Origin of the sequence: Pseudoalteromonas sp. NZS11_1, assembly GCF_015864275.1 — a bacterium.
Taxonomy (GTDB): domain Bacteria; phylum Pseudomonadota; class Gammaproteobacteria; order Enterobacterales; family Alteromonadaceae; genus Pseudoalteromonas; species Pseudoalteromonas arctica.
Map to the genome: position 1 here is coordinate 19,656 of NZ_JADYXK010000034.1, position 16,248 is coordinate 35,903.

The following is a 16,248-nucleotide window of genomic DNA, read 5'->3' on the forward strand; positions in this document are numbered from 1 at the left end:
ACCTCGAGTTGTTCAAGACTACAAAGCAAGCGCCCTTTTAGGCTGCTTGCTTTGTGGTTTTACGCTATAAAGTTACAAACTCACCACAATCATGGCAATGGCTGTACCCAAACCAATAAACCACACTAATGAGCGAATTATATCTAGGTTCATATAGTAAAATACGCAATACAAAATACGCGACACAATATGCGTAACAGCTAGCATTTCGGTTACTGCACCTACAGAGTTAGTGCCCAGTACAACTGCAATAGCGACAGCAAAAACAGCAAGCGATTCAAAACAGTTTTGATGAGCAGCAAGCGCCCGTGCACCAAAGCCGGTTAATTTTTTTTGTTGCGCCCTAGGATGTTTATTGTCGTATCGACCTAATTTTGCCATTGCTATAGCAACCGGCACTTTTGCAAAGTAAGGCATTAATACCGCAAGTAATGCACATACAACTAATGTTGTCATAATTTATCCTTTTGATGTTTCGGATAATTTAGCATAAGCGAAATAAAAAAGCCGCCAGATGCGTTTTATGACAAACGCTGGCGGCTAACAATAACATCAGGCTTACTATAGCTAAATTTATCCTCAAACCCGTGCGACATAATGTCGCAGATGATGAATATTCAACATCATAGTTAATGCATCGCTTTACTTCACAAAGCTTGTTAACTTTACTGCCTTACATTTTAACGATGACGACCATGACCTGGATATTTTTCACTTTTTTAGCCGCCTTTATGCAAGCATGGCGTAATGCCTTGCAAAGTAAATTAAGTAACGATGTGAGTGTGGCTGGCGTAACCCTCTCTCGCTTTATTATTGCAGGCCCTATTGCTGCCGTGTATTTATATGGCCTTTATCAATATCAAGATACCGCCATGCCTACGTTTAATAATGCCTTTTGGGGATTTATTGTAGGCGCAAGTGTGATGCAAATACTTGCCACTGGTTTAATGGTTAAGTTATTTAAAATGAATAATTACGCCGTAGGTGCTGGTCTTGCCAAAAGCGAGGCGTTAGTGGCTGCTATTTTAGGTGTATTATTTTTTGGCTCGGCACTTTCTTTACTCGGCTGGCTTGGTGTGTTTTTTGGCGCTATTGCCGTATTGCTACTCAGCGGCATAACAAGCGTTAAACACTTTAATGCTAAAACGGCATTACTAGGCCTTGCTTGTGGTACTTGCTTTGCACTTACCTCACTGTGGGTACGTGAAGCGAGCTTAAATTCAGGATTATTATTCCCACACTCAGCCGCTTGGGTTTTGCTGTTTGTAATTAGCTTACAAACACTAATACTACTGGGCTATTTATTATTAAAAGAGCCGCAAACGCTCAGTAAATTGTGGTACTACAAAGGCACTACAGCCGCTATTAGTGTTTTTAGTTGTATCGGCTCTATTGGCTGGTTTAGTGCAATGAGCTTACAACATGTTGCTTACGTTAAAACACTTGGACAGGTTGAAGTATTTTTTACCATGCTAATTGCCGTACTTTGGTTAAAGCAGCCACTTAAAAAACAAGATACTGCAGGCTTAATACTCATAGCCATTGCCGCTGTTTTGGTTATGTTGCCGAATTAATGGCAACATAAAAAAGCGCAGGCTTTTATACCTGCGCTATTCATAATTAAGCGTTTATTCAAATTACCAATTAAGAGCTGATTTTTAGTGTTATCACACCACTAATAATCATTAATACTCCCGCAATACGACCAAACGTAGCGGCATCGTTATAAAACAATATACCCACTAAAAACGTACCGGCGGCGCCAATACCAGTCCACACCGCGTATGAGGTGCCCATTGATATTTGCTTTTGGGCAAGCCACAACATAAAACCACTCGCGACCATAAATGCCACCGCTATTGCAATACCCTGCCAGCGAGTATCTGAGTTTTGCGAAATTTTTAAACCTATCGGCCAGCCAATTTCAAGTAAACCGGCAATAACCAAATAAATCCACGCCATTAAACATCTCTCTTTTTCAATATAACTTCATATAAATCTTCGCGACGATCTTTTAAGTTACGCACTGTGCCTTCGCTGTGAAGAATTTTTAACTTATCCATATCAAGGTCACTAAATAACAGCATTTCTGTATTAGGTGTGGCTTCGTTAAGTGTTGCATCGTGCGGGAACGAAAAGTCCGATGGCGTTAACACAGCCGATTGTGAGTACTGCACATCAAGGCTTTCTACTTGTGGTAAGTTACCTACCGAGCCTGCAATAACCACATAACATTCGTTTTCTATTGCACGCGCTTGTGCACAATGGCGCACACGTAAGTAGCTGTTTTTAGTGTCGGTCCAAAATGGGACAAACAAAATATCTAACCCTTGTTTTGCTAATATGCGTGAAAGCTCAGGAAACTCTACGTCATAACAAATTTGAATACCTACACGCCCAGCATCGGTTTCAAATACAGCAATTTTGTCGCCGCCTTGAATAACCCAATCGTTTTGTTCATGCGGGGTAATATGTATTTTACGTTGCTCGTCTATTTTACCGCTGCGGTGGCATAAATAACTTACGTTATAAATTTTATCGTCTTCGGCAAGCGGCATAGAGCCGGTAATAATATTGGCGTTGTATTCTATTGCCATACGCGACATCGCGTTTTTAAACGTTTCGGTATATTCCGCTAAATAACGAATCGCTTCAGTTTGGTTGCTTTGATTTCCTAAGCCCATTAATGGCGCGTTAAAAAACTCAGGGAATAGGATAAAGTCACTTTTGTAGTCAGATACGGTATCTACAAAGTATTCAACCTGTTTTAGCATTTCTTCAACCGATTCAACACAACGCATTTGCCATTGCACAGCACCTACGCGCACAATTGATTTAGTTGACTCGAGTACCGTGTCGGTTGGTTCATACATAATGTTATTCCACTCAAGCAAAGTGGCGTAACCAACTGACTCTTGATCCTCCGGTAGGTACTTTTTAAGTAAACGCTTTACCTGAAAATCGTTAGATAACTGAAAGCTTAAAATAGGATCGTATAGCTCTCTCTGATCTACTTTTGCAATGTATTCCATTGGCGTCATTTCACTACTGTGATTGTAATAACGTGGAATACGACCACCCGCTAAAATAGCGCGTAGGTTATATTGGCGGCACAGTTCTTTACGGGCATCATAAAGGCGACGACCTAATCGCATGCCTCTGTGAGTTTCGCTAATGGCCACATCTAAGCCGTATAGCGCATCGCCGTCGGTATCGCTAAATACACGGTCGTGACCATCTGCAATGTCTTCGTACGTATGCGGGTTTGAAAAACGTGTGTAATCAACTTGTACACTTAATGCTAAGCCCACCAGCACACCGTCATCTACAATACCTATTTGCCCTTCAGGAAATTGGTCTATTAATCTAAAAATGGTATGACTTGGCCACGCACCACCTAAATCGGGATACGCTTGATCCATCAAGGTTTTAATTTGCGGATATTGCTCTCTGGTTAAGTTACAAATTTCAAGATGGGTTTTTTCTGCCGACATACACAACTCCTTTAGGCATAAGAAAATAAAAGCCGAATGTACGCTCGATTAAATCAAGAATACACTCAGCTTTGTATCATGTTTTTTACTTTAGATGTACTACTTTAAACTGCGATAAAAAAGTGTGGTTACTTTCTCTTTTGGTAACCAGCCTGCGTATTCAAGACCAAGTTCTGCCAATGGATCGGCTTTAAGTACTTGCTCTAAGCTTGCATTATTTTGCATTGCTTTTAGCATCACATCTTTCGCATTTTGAACTAGCTTACCATACGCTATCAGTCCTGAACGGTCACTTACCTTACCGTGTCCTGGTATTACTTTAGTGTTGTCGTCAATTTGTTTAACTACATCGTCTACTGCCGCTAAAATACCATCAACGCTGCCGCCGCTATCTACATCAACAAACGGTAAGCTGCCAAAATTAAAGTAAATGTCGCCCATGTGCACTATGTTGTCGTTACTAAAAAAGACAACCGAGTCGCCATCGGTATGTGCATGTTCGTAATGCACTACATGGGCATGTTCATTATTAAAATGCAGTTTTAAATCGTGACCAAAACTAATGCGCGGTAAAAAGTCTGACCCTTCTCCATGCTGCTCTTCTAAACGTTTATGTACATTGTCGTGTGCTATAACGTGCGCACCCGCTTTAGCAAAGTTTTCGTTGCCACCGGTATGATCGCCATGATGATGTGTATTAATAACAAACTCTGCACTGCCTGGTTTTAAATCGCTAATCGTTTTTTTAATATCATCTGAGAGTTTGGCAAACTGATCATCAATAATATAAATGCCATCATCACCTACACTTGCTGCAATATTACCGCCTTGCCCAAATAGTACGTATACATGCTCACTTAGCTTTTGTGCTGTTACTGGTCCCTCGTCGGCTTGCGCTGCTGTACTTAGTAATAAACCTGTTATTAATGCGGGTAATATTTTTTTCATTTTAGTTCTCTGTTGTTTTATTGGTAATTATATAGAACGTGTTTAGCTATACTTTAGTTCATCGTGTCGGCTTTATTACTATTTGATGTATTAACTCTTGAGGCAATAAAGGTGTATGTTTACCCTCTACGTAATCACTAAACCCCGCTCTATAAAATTCAGAAAGAGGGTGCCCCGATTGCCCACCCGGAATAGCTAAAATTGCATGTTCTAAATGCCCAGGTTGGGCAATAAAGCGCTGCGATGCGCCAAAACTACGTCCTTGTACGGCGGGCATGTAGCTATCACCAAAACCCGCTGCTGTGGGCATATTTAATAACTTAGCAAGTAACGGCATTTGCTTTGCAAACGGATGCTCTATCACTAACTCATTGACCTTGCCCCACTGCCAGCTTTGTACATTATTACCAAATTGCTCAGTAAGCTTAGTGATAGTTTGGTTAAATGCACCGTGTAATTGTGCATCCCAGCTTTTAAATTGCGGGTTTATCCACGTATCGGGTTTGTTATTAATAAGCTGCCAAACTGCGGGCTCTAAATCTCGTTTTACGTATTTAAGTGTGCCTTGCTGTTTATTTAATTGGCTTTCAATATTACTAAATAAAATATTAATCACTTCATCGCGGTAGCGCTTAACTAAGGTATACCCTATGGAGGTTGAACACGCACATTGCTGCCAATTTTCGAGCGCTGTTATATATTGCTGATTTTTAGTTTTATCGGCTTTTAATTGCTTTAATAGCAGAGCATGCCAAGGCATTAAAAAGCGAGCTTGATTATCGAGCTGTAGTGCGTAAAAGTCGCTCTCTGCAAATGTTTGTTTTTCAAATAATCTATCGCGAATTTGACTCGAACGTGCACCGAGTGCATAGCCACCATTGCCAAAACGCGCGTTATCTTCAGCCGATACCACGCGAGAATTACCAGTCCATAATCTGCCGCTTTGTGGGTTTTTAATAAAGGGACGTTCTAATTCGGTTTGCTGCCAAAGCACTGAGTAGTCATCGGCATTTACACCGAGCTCACTTGGCGTTTTACGAGCCGGTATACCGCCCATATTTTTCCACGCTGCGCTACCAAGGCTGTCGACCACCATTAGGTTTTGCACAGGTATTCCTACATCGCTTGCTACGGCAAGTGCATCATCTACTGTTTTGGCTTGCTCTAACTTTAATAATTGCATATTAACGGCGTAAGGCTGATGTGCAGCCCAGCTCAATGCATAAGGTTTTTCGTTAATGTATTTTACAGGTCCGTATTCGCTGAGTATTAATGGGTAGTTTTCAACCTCCCCATCGGGTAATGCAATTGGTTCATCAACTTGCCATGTTTTACTATCATCGTTTAATGCAATCCAATCGGCTGTATCTAAATAACCGTTAGTAAATCCCCATGCAACATTGTTGTTAGTGCCAACAACAATGGCCGGCGCCCCGGGCAGCGATACACCGGTTACCTGAGCAGGTTTTCCATTTTGTGTATAATTTAGCTGAGCTCTGTACCAAATTACGGGCACTGCCATCGATAAATGCATATCATCCGACACCATACCAGCACCTGTTTTAGTCAACGCTCCTGTAACAGCCCAGTTATTACTGCCGCGCTCTTCGTTGGCTTCAATACTTTTAACTGTATGCTGTGTTTGAGTTGGCAAAGTAGGTATGCCGGCGCTATAAGGCGCTAATTTACTGCCATCAAGTGCGGCTTGGTACTTACTTGGTTGCGTTAAAAAATCAACCATTTGCTTTGTGTACGCTTGCTCAATTTGAATGAGTGCTTGGTCACGCTCAAATGTGGCGCTTTGTAAATCAAGGTACATGCTAAATATCACAAGTAAGCTGTCTTCGCTTTGCCATGGCTTTTGTGTTGCACCGGTTAGTAAATATTCAAAGCTTGAATACCCTACTTGCGCTAACCCTTCGTTTACACCTTGAGCGTAACTTTTAAGTAATTGCTTATCTGCATCAGGCAGCGTTTGTAAAATAATTTGGCTGCGTTTACGTAATTGATGAAAACGCATCTTTTTATCGAGTCCCAACGCGGCTTCGCCAAATAATTCACTTAGCTCGCCTGCGGCATTACGTCTTAGTAAATCCATTTGAAAAAATCGGTCTTGCCCATGCACATAACCTAAACCATAGGCTGCATCGTTTCGGCTATTTGCATTTATTACTGCTTGCCCTAATGCATCGCGCGAAATTTTTACAGGATCTACTACCGCGTTACTACGTCCGTTTCCATCAAGGGCAGGTAAACTTAAACTAAGTACCCCATAAACAACGGCGGTACTTGCCAGCCCTAAAATCACAATTAATAATAACAAGCGTTTGATTACTTTAAACATCAACCTTTCCTTTGCACGTTTTGACCAAGCGTTAAGGACATATAATAACCACAGTTTTATTAAATAATAATGTTCTTGCTCGCAAAGGGTGAAATAAACATCAAAATCCACGATAATGTCAGCTCCACACATCGTGCAGAACTAGTTGAGATCAATATGACTGAAAAAACATTTATCAAAGGTAAAGACCGCGACCTAGAATCGTCAATCTTTACCATGCAAAACAAGCTTGAAGCCCTACACATTAATGTTGAAGAAGCGCTTTGGCTTAACCCTGTAGCTAACTGTTATTCGGTTCATATAAAAGACAGTGACTGCGGTGTTATGTTTACCAATGGTAAAGGCGCAACCGACAAAGCCTCTATTGCCTCAGCACTCGGTGAATACTTTGAGCGTTTAAGCTGTAACTACTTTTTTGCAGACTTTTATCTAGGTGAAGAATTTGCCAATGGCGAGTTTACTCATTACCCAACCGAAAAATGGTTTAAAGTTGAAGGCGACGAAGTACCACAAGGTATTATGGATGAAAGCTTATGGGATTACTTTGACCCAGAGCGCGAACTAAACGCATCACACCTTTTTGATTTTAACTCTGGCAATATTGATCGTGGCATTTGTACCCTGCCCTACACTCGCCAACGCGATAACCAAGACGTATACATTCCGGTAAACGTTATTGGTAATATTTTTGTATCTAACGGTATGAGCGCAGGTAACACAAAATTTGAAGCTCGCGTACAAGGTTTATCAGAAGTATTTGAGCGCGCGATTAAAAACCGCATCATCGCCGAAGGCATTTGTTTACCAATCGTGCCTGAAGACGTTGTTAAGCAATATCCTAAAATTCACGAAGCGTGTGAAGAGCTTCGCAGCCATGGCTTTCATTTACGTATTGCCGATGCATCGCTTGGGGGGATTTACCCAGTAATGAGCGTAACGCTTATTAACCCAACTGATGGTTCTGTGTTTGCCTCTTTTGGTGCTCACCCTTCATTTGAAGTAGCGCTTGAGCGTACCGTTACTGAGTTACTACAAGGTCGTCGTTTAGATCAACTAGATGTATTCCAACCTGCAACATTTGATAACGATGAAGTAGCAACACCAGAGAACATTGAACTGCACTTTATTGATTCAAGCGGTTTGATTTCGCATGATTTCTTCCGTGCAAAACCTGACTTTGAATTTGTACACTGGGACTTTAGCGGCACAACAGAGCAAGAATATAACTTCTGTACTGACCTGATTCACAGCATGGAGCATGATATCTACATCATGGATTACACGCACCTAAACGTATACGCATGTCGTATTTTAGTACCGGGCATGTCAGATATTTACCCAGTTGATGAGCTTATTTGGCGCAACAACAACGAAGGCGCTAAATTTCGCGAAGCATTCCTATCGCTTGATCAGTACGATGCAGAGCAATGGATGGAAATTTACGACAGCCTAGAAGAAGCCGGTCATAGCGATATTATCCGCGCCGCAGAATTTATTGGCTTAGCAACTGATGCCGACACACCATGGCACACACTGCGTATAGGTGAACTTAAAGCGCACCTATGTTTAGCCGCAGGCAGCGAAGAAGCCATTGATTGGGTTGATTGGATACTTCATACAGGCCAAGTAAACGAAGATGCAATGCGCCACTTCCGCTGTTTAAAAGCGATTCTTGAAATTAAATACGATGACGAGCGCGAATACGCTGATTACCAAGATGCATTAGGCTTAATGTTTGGTGCTAATAATGTAGCGCTGGCTATAGAAATTGCCGAAGGTAAAAAGCAGTTTAACGGTTTAACTTTTCCAGGTTTATCGCTTGAAGGCTTTAAAAAGCATGCAGCGCTACTAGATGGCTACCGTAAACTACACGTAGCAAAGCAAAATCATTGGGCGCGTGAAGTTAGCGATTCGTAACTCGCTAAACTACTAATTATAAAAAATAAACGGCGCATTTGTTAATGCGCCGTTTTCATTTATGTCATAAATTAGCTATAGTTAATTTGCCTAAATTAACGCCACGATGTAGCTAATGCCACCGTCTAGTAATAACAAAAAAACGAATGTTTATAACTTTAAGCTGACCTTTTGGTTATCGCTTACGCTAACTGTACTAGTTGGTGTTGTTCTTGATCGTATTAACTATAATCGTGTAAAAGATGCTCACCGCCTACAAATTCTATCAGAAGTAAGTACTTATAGAGCTCAACTCGAATCAACCTTAGTTTCTAATATTCAACTAGTACGGGGTTTAGGTGTTGCCGTTGCCGCAGAACCGGGTTTAGAACAAGAACGCTTTGAACAAATCGCAGCTCCTCTTTTTGATACATCAAATGAACTTCGTAATATTGGTGGCGCTCCCAATATGGTCATTCAAATGACCTATCCTTTAAAAGGGAACGAAAAAGCAATTGGCCTTAATTTTTTAGATAATAAAAATCAGCGTACTGATGCACTTAGAGCCCGCGATACCAACACAATTATTATGGCAGGACCGCTAACATTAGTTCAGGGGGGGGAAGCATTAATCGCCAGGGTTCCGGTGTATACCCCTCCTAATAATGAGTTTTGGGGGTTGTTGTCGGTTGTACTCGATATTGACAAAGTTTATATCAATTCTGGCGTTTATGAATTAGAAAAACAGTACAACGTTGCCATTCAAGGGCGTAATGGTTTAGGTAAAAAAGGCGAGTTTTTTTTCGGCAATCAAAATATTATTCAGCAAGATCCTCTTGAGTTCACTCTAAATTTTCAAGGCGGCAGCTGGCAGTTATATGTAGCGCCAAAAATCGGTTGGAGCCCTCCTATTTCATCAATATGGCCACTTCGGTTATCGATTATTATTATTTGCGGATTATTAATTTGGGCCTTTTTATTCTTTTTGAAAATGCTTAATCGTCAGCAACAAAACGAAAAAATGCTTGAAGCAATGAGTGATCTAGCTCAAATAGGCGCATGGTCATTTAACTTAGAAACTAAACAAGTGTATTGGTCTGATATGACCAAAAAACTATTTAAATACCCATTAAATAACCAACCAGAATGGCCTAAAGATTTAAACTACTTTAAAAAAGGCACTAGCAGAGAAACAATTAAACCTTTAATTGAACGAGCCATAAAATATGGTGAAAGCTACGAAGTTGAATTAGAAGTAATGGATGCAGAAAGTGAATCTGTTTGGGTACTCGTACATGGTGAAGCAGAACGAAAGAATGGACGATGCACACGCATTTTTGGCTCACTACAGAATATTGATACCCGTAAAAAAATTGAATTAGAAAATAATAAAACCGCATTACATAACGAAATTTTAGCTTCTCTTACCGTTAATAAATTAATATTAAATGGGCAACTTAGCCAATCGAAAGATATTATCACTGAAGCAATCTGCCAAGCATTCGATATTAAACGTGCCAGTATTTGGTTTTTTAATGAAGACAAGTCTCAACTAAGCCCCTTTGCCATACATAGCAAACATTCGTCTAGTGACAAAATTGACTCTATTTGGCTAAGAAAAAACAACCCCGGCTTTTTTAATGCAATAGATCATCAAGCAGTATTTAATGCACCCGATGCACTAGAACACCCAATACTCGCACCAATTAAAGAGCAGTATTTAATGCCACTCGAGATTAAATCAATGCTGTGCGTAATTATTCCTGCGGGAAGTGGTGCTATAGGCGTTGTTTGCGCCGAGCAATGTCAATCCAAGCGCCACTGGTCTAAAAACGAAGAAAGCTTTTTAATTGCCGTTGCAGCGTTAATTGGCAGCTTGCACTCGAGCCAGCAACGAATTGAAACTGAACAAAAGCTGGTTGCTGCCAAAGAAACAGCAGAACAAGCTGTTGAAGCTAAAAGTGAATTTTTAGCAAGTATGAGCCACGAAATTCGCACACCAATGAATGGTGTTTTAGGCATGCTTAATATAATTAAGCAAACGCAACTAGACCTACAGCAAAAGCATCATATCGAACTTGCTCAGTCATCAGCTCAATCTTTACTTAATATAATTAACGACATATTAGACTTTTCTAAAATTGAAGCCGGTAAGCTCGATATTGAAAACGTGCAATTTAACCTACCTCGGTTATTAGGAGAAGTGGTTGAGTCGTTTGCTTTAAAAGTAGAGCAAAACAATACAAAACTTATTTTAGATGCCACTCAAATTACAGTTAGCGAAATAATTAGTGATCCGAACCGCTTACGCCAAATTTTGAATAACTTAATTGGCAACGCCGTTAAATTTACTATTGATGGCGAAGTAGTTATTACCGCCAAAGTGGATGAAACAACGGATGGCTCGTTCCTACAATGTTCGATTATTGATACTGGCATTGGTATTGACCCTAAAAAACAAGCGTCGTTATTTGATTCGTTTACACAAGCAGATACCTCAACTACACGCCAGTTTGGGGGCACAGGGCTTGGCCTTGCCATAGTAAAACAACTGTGTGAGCTGATGAACGGTGAAGTAAGCGTAAACAGCATGCAAGGTGAAGGAAGTACATTTTCTTTCACAATACAAATACAGCCTCGCTTAAGTAAAGAACAAGATTTACCGAGTCATTTAATTAAAAACAAACATATTTTAATTATTGATGAGTGCTCGTTAAATGCAAATACAGCCAGCAAACAACTCACGGTATGGGGTGCAAAGGTTAATTGCATACATGACTATCTTGAGGTTGATGATTATTTAAATAATGTAACCACCCACCCTGAAGCTATTTTAGTTGATTACTACTTTTTTGAAAAAGCGCCGCAAACGCATATAACTGCGCTTAAAAACTTTATAAATATGCATAGTTGCAAGTTAGTTCTTATGGCGCCAATGAGTTATTCACCAGAGGAGTCTAAAGTAGGTATGGAAGTCGACTGTATGATTTTCAAACCACTCACACCTTCTGATTTGTTTGACTCACTCACTAACGATAAATACATTGAACAACAGCAGCAACAAGCACAACTACAAAATAAACTAACTAAAGCACCAGTACTCGATTCATCAGAGCCACAACTACTGCTCGTTGAAGACAATAAAATAAACCAAGTAGTTGCCTCGGCGCTATTAAAGCAAGCAGGTGTGACTTTTGATATTGCTGAAAATGGGCTTGAGGCAATTGTAAAACTCAATGCAAAACAAGGTAAGCCATATAAACTAGTTTTAATGGATTGCCAAATGCCTGAAATGGATGGCTACCAAGCCACTAAAGCCATTAGAGAAGGCGATGCAGGTAAGGGTAATGAAAATATTACTATTATTGCACTTACAGCCAATGCCATGCAGGGCGATAAAGAAAAATGCCTAGCAGCAGGCATGAACGACTATTTAAGTAAGCCGCTCGATTTAGCCGCACTAAAACCTAAACTCCAGCAATGGCTTGGTATCCAATAAAGGTGTAAGCTAATAAAATACGCTTACTAATTTGAGATTATTTATGCAGTTATCAGCAAATCAACAACGTATTCTTGGTTGCTTACTAGAAAAACAAAGCACAACGCCAGAACATTATCCGCTATCGTTAAACGCTCTAGTGAACGCATGTAACCAAAAGTCTAATCGCGATCCTGTGTTAAATCTTACAGATAGTGACGTGCAAAACGCACTTGATGAACTAATAGACATGCGTTTGGTAACTATAGATGAAGGGCTTTCTGGTCGCGTAAATAAATACGACCACCGCTTTTGCAACACTGAGTTTAGTAATCTGCAATTTTCTGCTCAGCAACGTGCCATTGTTTGTTTATTACTTTTACGTGGTGCCCAAACCCCAGGTGAATTAAGAACTCGCAGTGCTAGGCTTGCTGATTTTAATAACGTAAATGAAGTAGAAACAGCGCTCAATAAACTGATTGAAAGCGATTACGCCCGTAAATTAGAACGAGAAGCAGGTAAACGCGACAGCCGATACATTCATTTATTTGGCGAACAACAAAATAATCCCGCCGATGCCTTTGTTGCTCTACCAAGCGAAGTAATTAAAGATAAAGAATTAAGTGATTTACTGGCAGAAGTAGAAGAATTAAAAGTAGAGCTTCGCAAAATAAAAGCTCATTTAAAACTTTAATTAATTAAGACTAAATCACATAATAAGTTTATTGCGTATCACATATTAAATTTTATAAGGAGCTGGCAATGCGCGCCGAAATTATGGCTGAAATGAAGGTTAAGCCAACTATTGATGTAAATGCTGAGATAACTCGCCGGGTTGCTTTTATTAAAGCACGTTTAGTAGCAGCTCACTCACGATCACTAATATTGGGTATTAGTGGTGGTGTTGACTCATCAACTTGCGGCCGCTTATGTCAACTTGCCGTAAACGAGCTAAATAAAGAACACGATACTGACAAATACCAATTTATTGCTGTGCGCTTACCTTATGGCGTACAAGCCGATGAAGACGAAGCGCAAATGGCGGTTGATTTTATCCAGCCAAGTAAACGTATGACCGTAAACGTACAACCTGCGGCTGATGCATTGCATGAGCAAGCTATAGCTGCTGTAGTTGGCTGTGGTGAAGCACTGCCAGAGCAAGCTCAGATAGATTTTATTAAAGGTAATGTTAAAGCACGCCAACGTATGGTTGCTCAGTACGAAATTGCTGGCTTTTGCCAAGGCTTAGTAGTGGGTACCGATCATAGTGCTGAAAACATTACTGGTTTTTATACTAAATTTGGTGACGGCGCGTGCGATTTAGCTCCGCTATTTGGTTTATCAAAACGCCAAGTGCGTGCACTTGCTACTGCACTCGGTGCCCCAGCTTTATTAGTAGATAAAGCACCTACAGCTGATTTAGAAAGCGACCGCCCAGGCTTAACAGATGAAGAAGCACTTGGTTTGAGCTATGAGCAAATTGATGACTTTTTAGAAGGTAAATCTGTTTCTAAAGACGTTGAACAAAAGCTTGTAAGTATTTACATGCGTACACAACATAAGCGCCAACCAATTCCGACAATTTACGATTAATGTTTTAGTAAATAAAATAAAGCAATTAACGCCTTTGAGGATTAATTGCTTTTTTGATCGACAGATTAAGAAACTGCGTATATTTTAATGAATTAACGCTTTAAATTTTATAATACCAATTGCGTTAAATTAGTGATCTATTATAGCCCTAAGAAAATAGCGATAGATCGATCATGTTTTAACAATATTGGTATAAGTTACCCGCCAAAGAGAACACTGCCTTATATGACATCGCCCATCTTAATTACCGGCGCAGGCCAACGTATTGGTTTAGCGCTCGCTCAGCATTATATAGCCCAAGGGCAGGCTGTTATTATTACGTATCGTACTCGCCACAACGCTGTTGATAAATTAGAGCAACTAGGCGCTGTATGTATTTATGCCGATTTTAGTACCGATGACGGTATAAGTGCATTTATAAATACGCTTAAAGAGCATACAACATCGCTGCGCGCTATTGTTCACAATGCATCAAGCTGGGACTGCGAAGCTAACAATCCTGACTTTGCAGTACTGTTCGATAATATGATGCGTATACACGCCAAAACACCGTATTTAATTAATTTAATGTGCGCTGAGCTGCTTATAAACTATCAGCAAAGTGAAAAAGTACCTGCTGATATAATTCACCTTACTGATTATGTAGTTGAAACAGGCAGCCCTAAACACTTAGCTTATGCAGCAAGTAAAGCAGCTCTCGATAACTTAACTAAATCGTTTAGCGCTAAATATGCGCCAAACATAAAAGTGAACTCGGTTGCTCCATCACTCATTATTTTTAATGAACATGACGATGAGCAATATCGAGCTAAGACCCTTAAAAAATCATTAATGGGCATTGAACCCGGATGCCAAGAAATTATCAATAGCATTGATTTACTATTACAAAGCCACTACATCACAGGGCGCTCTTTGCCTGTTGATGGCGGCCGTCATTTAAAGTAAATATAAATAAACTGAGATATTTATGCACAATGAATTAAAAGAAAGTTACGAAAAAATCATCACCGCAGTAGGCGAAGATGCTAACCGCGAAGGCTTACTTGATACGCCAAAACGTGCTGCAAAAGCAATGGAATATTTAACGCAAGGGTATCGTCAAACGCTTGATGAAATAACTAATAAAGCGGTATTTACATCTGACGCTGACGACATGGTGTTAGTGCAAGACATAGAGCTTTACTCTATGTGTGAGCATCATTTACTACCTTTTATTGGCCGTTGCCATATTGCTTATATTCCAAACGGTAAAGTATTGGGCTTGTCTAAATTTGCACGTATTGTTGATATGTTTTCACGCCGTTTTCAAATTCAAGAACAGCTAACGCATCAAATCGCTAAAGCAGTTGAAGAAGTTACTGGCGCTAAAGGTGTGGGCGTTATTGTTGAAGCAAAACACATGTGTATGATGATGCGTGGTGTAGAAAAGCAAAATTCAAGCATGCGTACATCAGTAATGTTAGGTAACTTTAGAAGCGACCCTAAAACACGCAACGAATTTTTGCAACTTATAAAAGGTTAACCCTATGGCTAATGCAATTATTAACGTTACTAATTTGCGCCTGCGTACGTTTATTGGCTTTAACCCCGATGAGCGTGAAAAAAAGCAAGATGTAGTGATCAACCTAGAGATTCACTACCCTGCTGATGACGCATGTAAAACGGATGAAGTTGACCAAGCACTTAATTATAAAGTGATCACCAAAGAAGTAATTAGCTTAGTAGAGCAAGGCCACTTCTTATTGCTCGAAAAATTAGTGGCTGAAATTCTTGCGGTTTGTCACTCACACCCAAGTGTTCATTACGCTAAAGCACGTGTTGATAAACCGCATGCACTGCGTTTTGCCGACTCAGTGTCGTTAACGCTTGATTGGGCTAAATAAGGTCTTAAAAAACTTATTTAAAAAAGCTTTTCGAATCCTACGGTAAGGGCGATAACCGCTAAATAGCGCGCGCCTTTGCCTAGTGTTACTAGTAATAAAAACATACTAAAGCGTACTTTAAATATCCCCCCAATTACAGTTAGCGGATCGCCTACTACTGGCAGCCAAGCAAACAACAAACTATACACACCGTATTTATTAAATTGCTTTTGTGCGCTATCAAGCCCTTTTTGCGATACCGGAAACCATTTTTTATCTTTAAAACGCAGTACCTGCGTGCCTAACCAGTAATTAACGCAGCTTCCCAATACATTTCCAAGTGTTGCTACGCACCACATAAGCCATAAATTAACTTTACCTTGGGCAATCATCCCCACCATTATCACCTCAGAAGAGCTAGGCAGTAATGTGGCAGATATAAATGCGCTAATAAATAACGTGAGATAAAGCATAATGTCCTTATGGCTAAACGTAAAAACCCAGCCTATAGCTTAACACCGATCAGTTAAGGTATTTTTGATCGGTTGACCGATCTTTTGGTTGCTTCACAATACCCTTATCATCTTTTGATTATGAGGGTATTTTTATGCTTAGTCATTGGTTACTTGATAC

At 40.1% G+C, this 16,248-nt stretch carries 14 protein-coding genes; 8 read left to right on the forward strand and 6 right to left on the reverse strand.

The window, feature by feature from the left end:
* Nucleotides 1-72 precede the first annotated feature (72 nt).
* Entirely contained in the window at nt 73-456 is a 384-nt protein-coding gene (locus I6F44_RS17760; protein ID WP_010554555.1) for an MAPEG family protein, read from the reverse strand.
* Nucleotides 457-695: 239 nt separating this feature from the next.
* Between I6F44_RS17760 and I6F44_RS17765 the strand changes: the two genes are divergently transcribed.
* Nucleotides 696-1,574: a DMT family transporter gene (locus tag I6F44_RS17765; RefSeq protein WP_197103186.1), complete on the forward strand. Its 879-nt coding sequence runs from the start codon at nt 696-698 to the stop codon at nt 1,572-1,574.
* Nucleotides 1,575-1,644: 70 nt separating this feature from the next.
* On the opposite strand, the gene I6F44_RS17770 is transcribed toward I6F44_RS17765, so the two are convergent.
* The 4 genes from I6F44_RS17770 to I6F44_RS17785 all read right to left on the reverse strand — a co-directional run bounded on the left by I6F44_RS17770 (nt 1,645) and on the right by I6F44_RS17785 (nt 6,786).
* Nucleotides 1,645-1,962: a DMT family transporter gene (locus I6F44_RS17770; RefSeq protein ID WP_165722697.1), complete on the reverse strand. Its 318-nt coding sequence runs from the start codon at nt 1,960-1,962 to the stop codon at nt 1,645-1,647.
* On the reverse strand, nt 1,962-3,494 hold the full coding sequence (locus I6F44_RS17775; protein ID WP_010554553.1) for a bifunctional GNAT family N-acetyltransferase/carbon-nitrogen hydrolase family protein: 1,533 nt from the start codon (nt 3,492-3,494) through the stop codon (nt 1,962-1,964). The genes I6F44_RS17770 and I6F44_RS17775 overlap by 1 nt, the downstream gene beginning before the upstream one ends.
* Before the next feature lie 99 nt (nt 3,495-3,593).
* Nucleotides 3,594-4,442: an MBL fold metallo-hydrolase gene (locus I6F44_RS17780; protein ID WP_007580517.1), complete on the reverse strand. Its 849-nt coding sequence runs from the start codon at nt 4,440-4,442 to the stop codon at nt 3,594-3,596.
* A 58-nt stretch (nt 4,443-4,500) separates the two neighbouring features.
* A complete protein-coding gene (locus tag I6F44_RS17785) occupies nt 4,501-6,786 on the reverse strand; it encodes a penicillin acylase family protein (RefSeq protein ID WP_197174284.1) in 2,286 nt (761 codons plus the stop codon).
* Nucleotides 6,787-6,942: 156 nt separating this feature from the next.
* Here I6F44_RS17785 and ycaO point away from each other — a divergent pair, with 156 nt between their 5' ends.
* From ycaO to folX, 7 genes are all read left to right on the forward strand, one after another.
* Nucleotides 6,943-8,703: a 30S ribosomal protein S12 methylthiotransferase accessory factor YcaO gene (ycaO, locus tag I6F44_RS17790; protein ID WP_197174285.1), complete on the forward strand. Its 1,761-nt coding sequence runs from the start codon at nt 6,943-6,945 to the stop codon at nt 8,701-8,703.
* Between the two features lie 115 nt (nt 8,704-8,818).
* Entirely contained in the window at nt 8,819-12,181 is a 3,363-nt protein-coding gene (locus I6F44_RS17795; RefSeq protein ID WP_197174286.1) for an ATP-binding protein, read from the forward strand.
* Nucleotides 12,182-12,224: 43 nt separating this feature from the next.
* On the forward strand, nt 12,225-12,854 hold the full coding sequence (locus I6F44_RS17800) for a YceH family protein (RefSeq protein ID WP_007580511.1): 630 nt from the start codon (nt 12,225-12,227) through the stop codon (nt 12,852-12,854).
* A 68-nt stretch (nt 12,855-12,922) separates the two neighbouring features.
* Nucleotides 12,923-13,753 (forward strand): ammonia-dependent NAD(+) synthetase, encoded by an 831-nt coding sequence (nadE, locus tag I6F44_RS17805; protein WP_197152282.1) that lies wholly within the window; start codon nt 12,923-12,925, stop codon nt 13,751-13,753.
* Nucleotides 13,754-13,978: 225 nt separating this feature from the next.
* Entirely contained in the window at nt 13,979-14,698 is a 720-nt protein-coding gene (folM, locus tag I6F44_RS17810) for a dihydromonapterin reductase (protein WP_007580509.1), read from the forward strand.
* A gap of 22 nt (nt 14,699-14,720) precedes the next feature.
* Nucleotides 14,721-15,275 carry a GTP cyclohydrolase I FolE gene (folE, locus tag I6F44_RS17815; protein ID WP_002962341.1) on the forward strand — a complete coding sequence of 185 codons (555 nt, stop codon included), beginning with the start codon at nt 14,721-14,723 and terminating at the stop codon, nt 15,273-15,275.
* A gap of 4 nt (nt 15,276-15,279) precedes the next feature.
* Nucleotides 15,280-15,636: a dihydroneopterin triphosphate 2'-epimerase gene (folX, locus tag I6F44_RS17820; RefSeq protein WP_007377309.1), complete on the forward strand. Its 357-nt coding sequence runs from the start codon at nt 15,280-15,282 to the stop codon at nt 15,634-15,636.
* A 17-nt stretch (nt 15,637-15,653) separates the two neighbouring features.
* Here the strand turns inward: folX and I6F44_RS17825 are convergent, their stop codons facing one another.
* Entirely contained in the window at nt 15,654-16,088 is a 435-nt protein-coding gene (locus tag I6F44_RS17825) for a YqaA family protein (RefSeq protein WP_007580508.1), read from the reverse strand.
* Nucleotides 16,089-16,248: the final 160 nt, after the last annotated feature.

What these genes read in the sequence shown, in the direction of transcription:
- I6F44_RS17760 (WP_010554555.1), bottom strand. Translation starts at nt 456, where the DNA reads ATGACAACATTAGTTGTATGTGCATTACTTGCGGTATTAATGCCTTAC.
- I6F44_RS17765 (WP_197103186.1), top strand. Translation starts at nt 696, where the DNA reads ATGACCTGGATATTTTTCACTTTTTTAGCCGCCTTTATGCAAGCATGG.
- I6F44_RS17770 (WP_165722697.1), bottom strand. Translation starts at nt 1,962, where the DNA reads ATGGCGTGGATTTATTTGGTTATTGCCGGTTTACTTGAAATTGGCTGG.
- I6F44_RS17775 (WP_010554553.1), bottom strand. Translation starts at nt 3,494, where the DNA reads ATGTCGGCAGAAAAAACCCATCTTGAAATTTGTAACTTAACCAGAGAG.
- I6F44_RS17780 (WP_007580517.1), bottom strand. Translation starts at nt 4,442, where the DNA reads ATGAAAAAAATATTACCCGCATTAATAACAGGTTTATTACTAAGTACA.
- I6F44_RS17785 (WP_197174284.1), bottom strand. Translation starts at nt 6,786, where the DNA reads ATGTTTAAAGTAATCAAACGCTTGTTATTATTAATTGTGATTTTAGGG.
- ycaO (WP_197174285.1), top strand. Translation starts at nt 6,943, where the DNA reads ATGACTGAAAAAACATTTATCAAAGGTAAAGACCGCGACCTAGAATCG.
- I6F44_RS17795 (WP_197174286.1), top strand. Translation starts at nt 8,819, where the DNA reads ATGCCACCGTCTAGTAATAACAAAAAAACGAATGTTTATAACTTTAAG.
- I6F44_RS17800 (WP_007580511.1), top strand. Translation starts at nt 12,225, where the DNA reads ATGCAGTTATCAGCAAATCAACAACGTATTCTTGGTTGCTTACTAGAA.
- nadE (WP_197152282.1), top strand. Translation starts at nt 12,923, where the DNA reads ATGCGCGCCGAAATTATGGCTGAAATGAAGGTTAAGCCAACTATTGAT.
- folM (WP_007580509.1), top strand. Translation starts at nt 13,979, where the DNA reads ATGACATCGCCCATCTTAATTACCGGCGCAGGCCAACGTATTGGTTTA.
- folE (WP_002962341.1), top strand. Translation starts at nt 14,721, where the DNA reads ATGCACAATGAATTAAAAGAAAGTTACGAAAAAATCATCACCGCAGTA.
- folX (WP_007377309.1), top strand. Translation starts at nt 15,280, where the DNA reads ATGGCTAATGCAATTATTAACGTTACTAATTTGCGCCTGCGTACGTTT.
- I6F44_RS17825 (WP_007580508.1), bottom strand. Translation starts at nt 16,088, where the DNA reads ATGCTTTATCTCACGTTATTTATTAGCGCATTTATATCTGCCACATTA.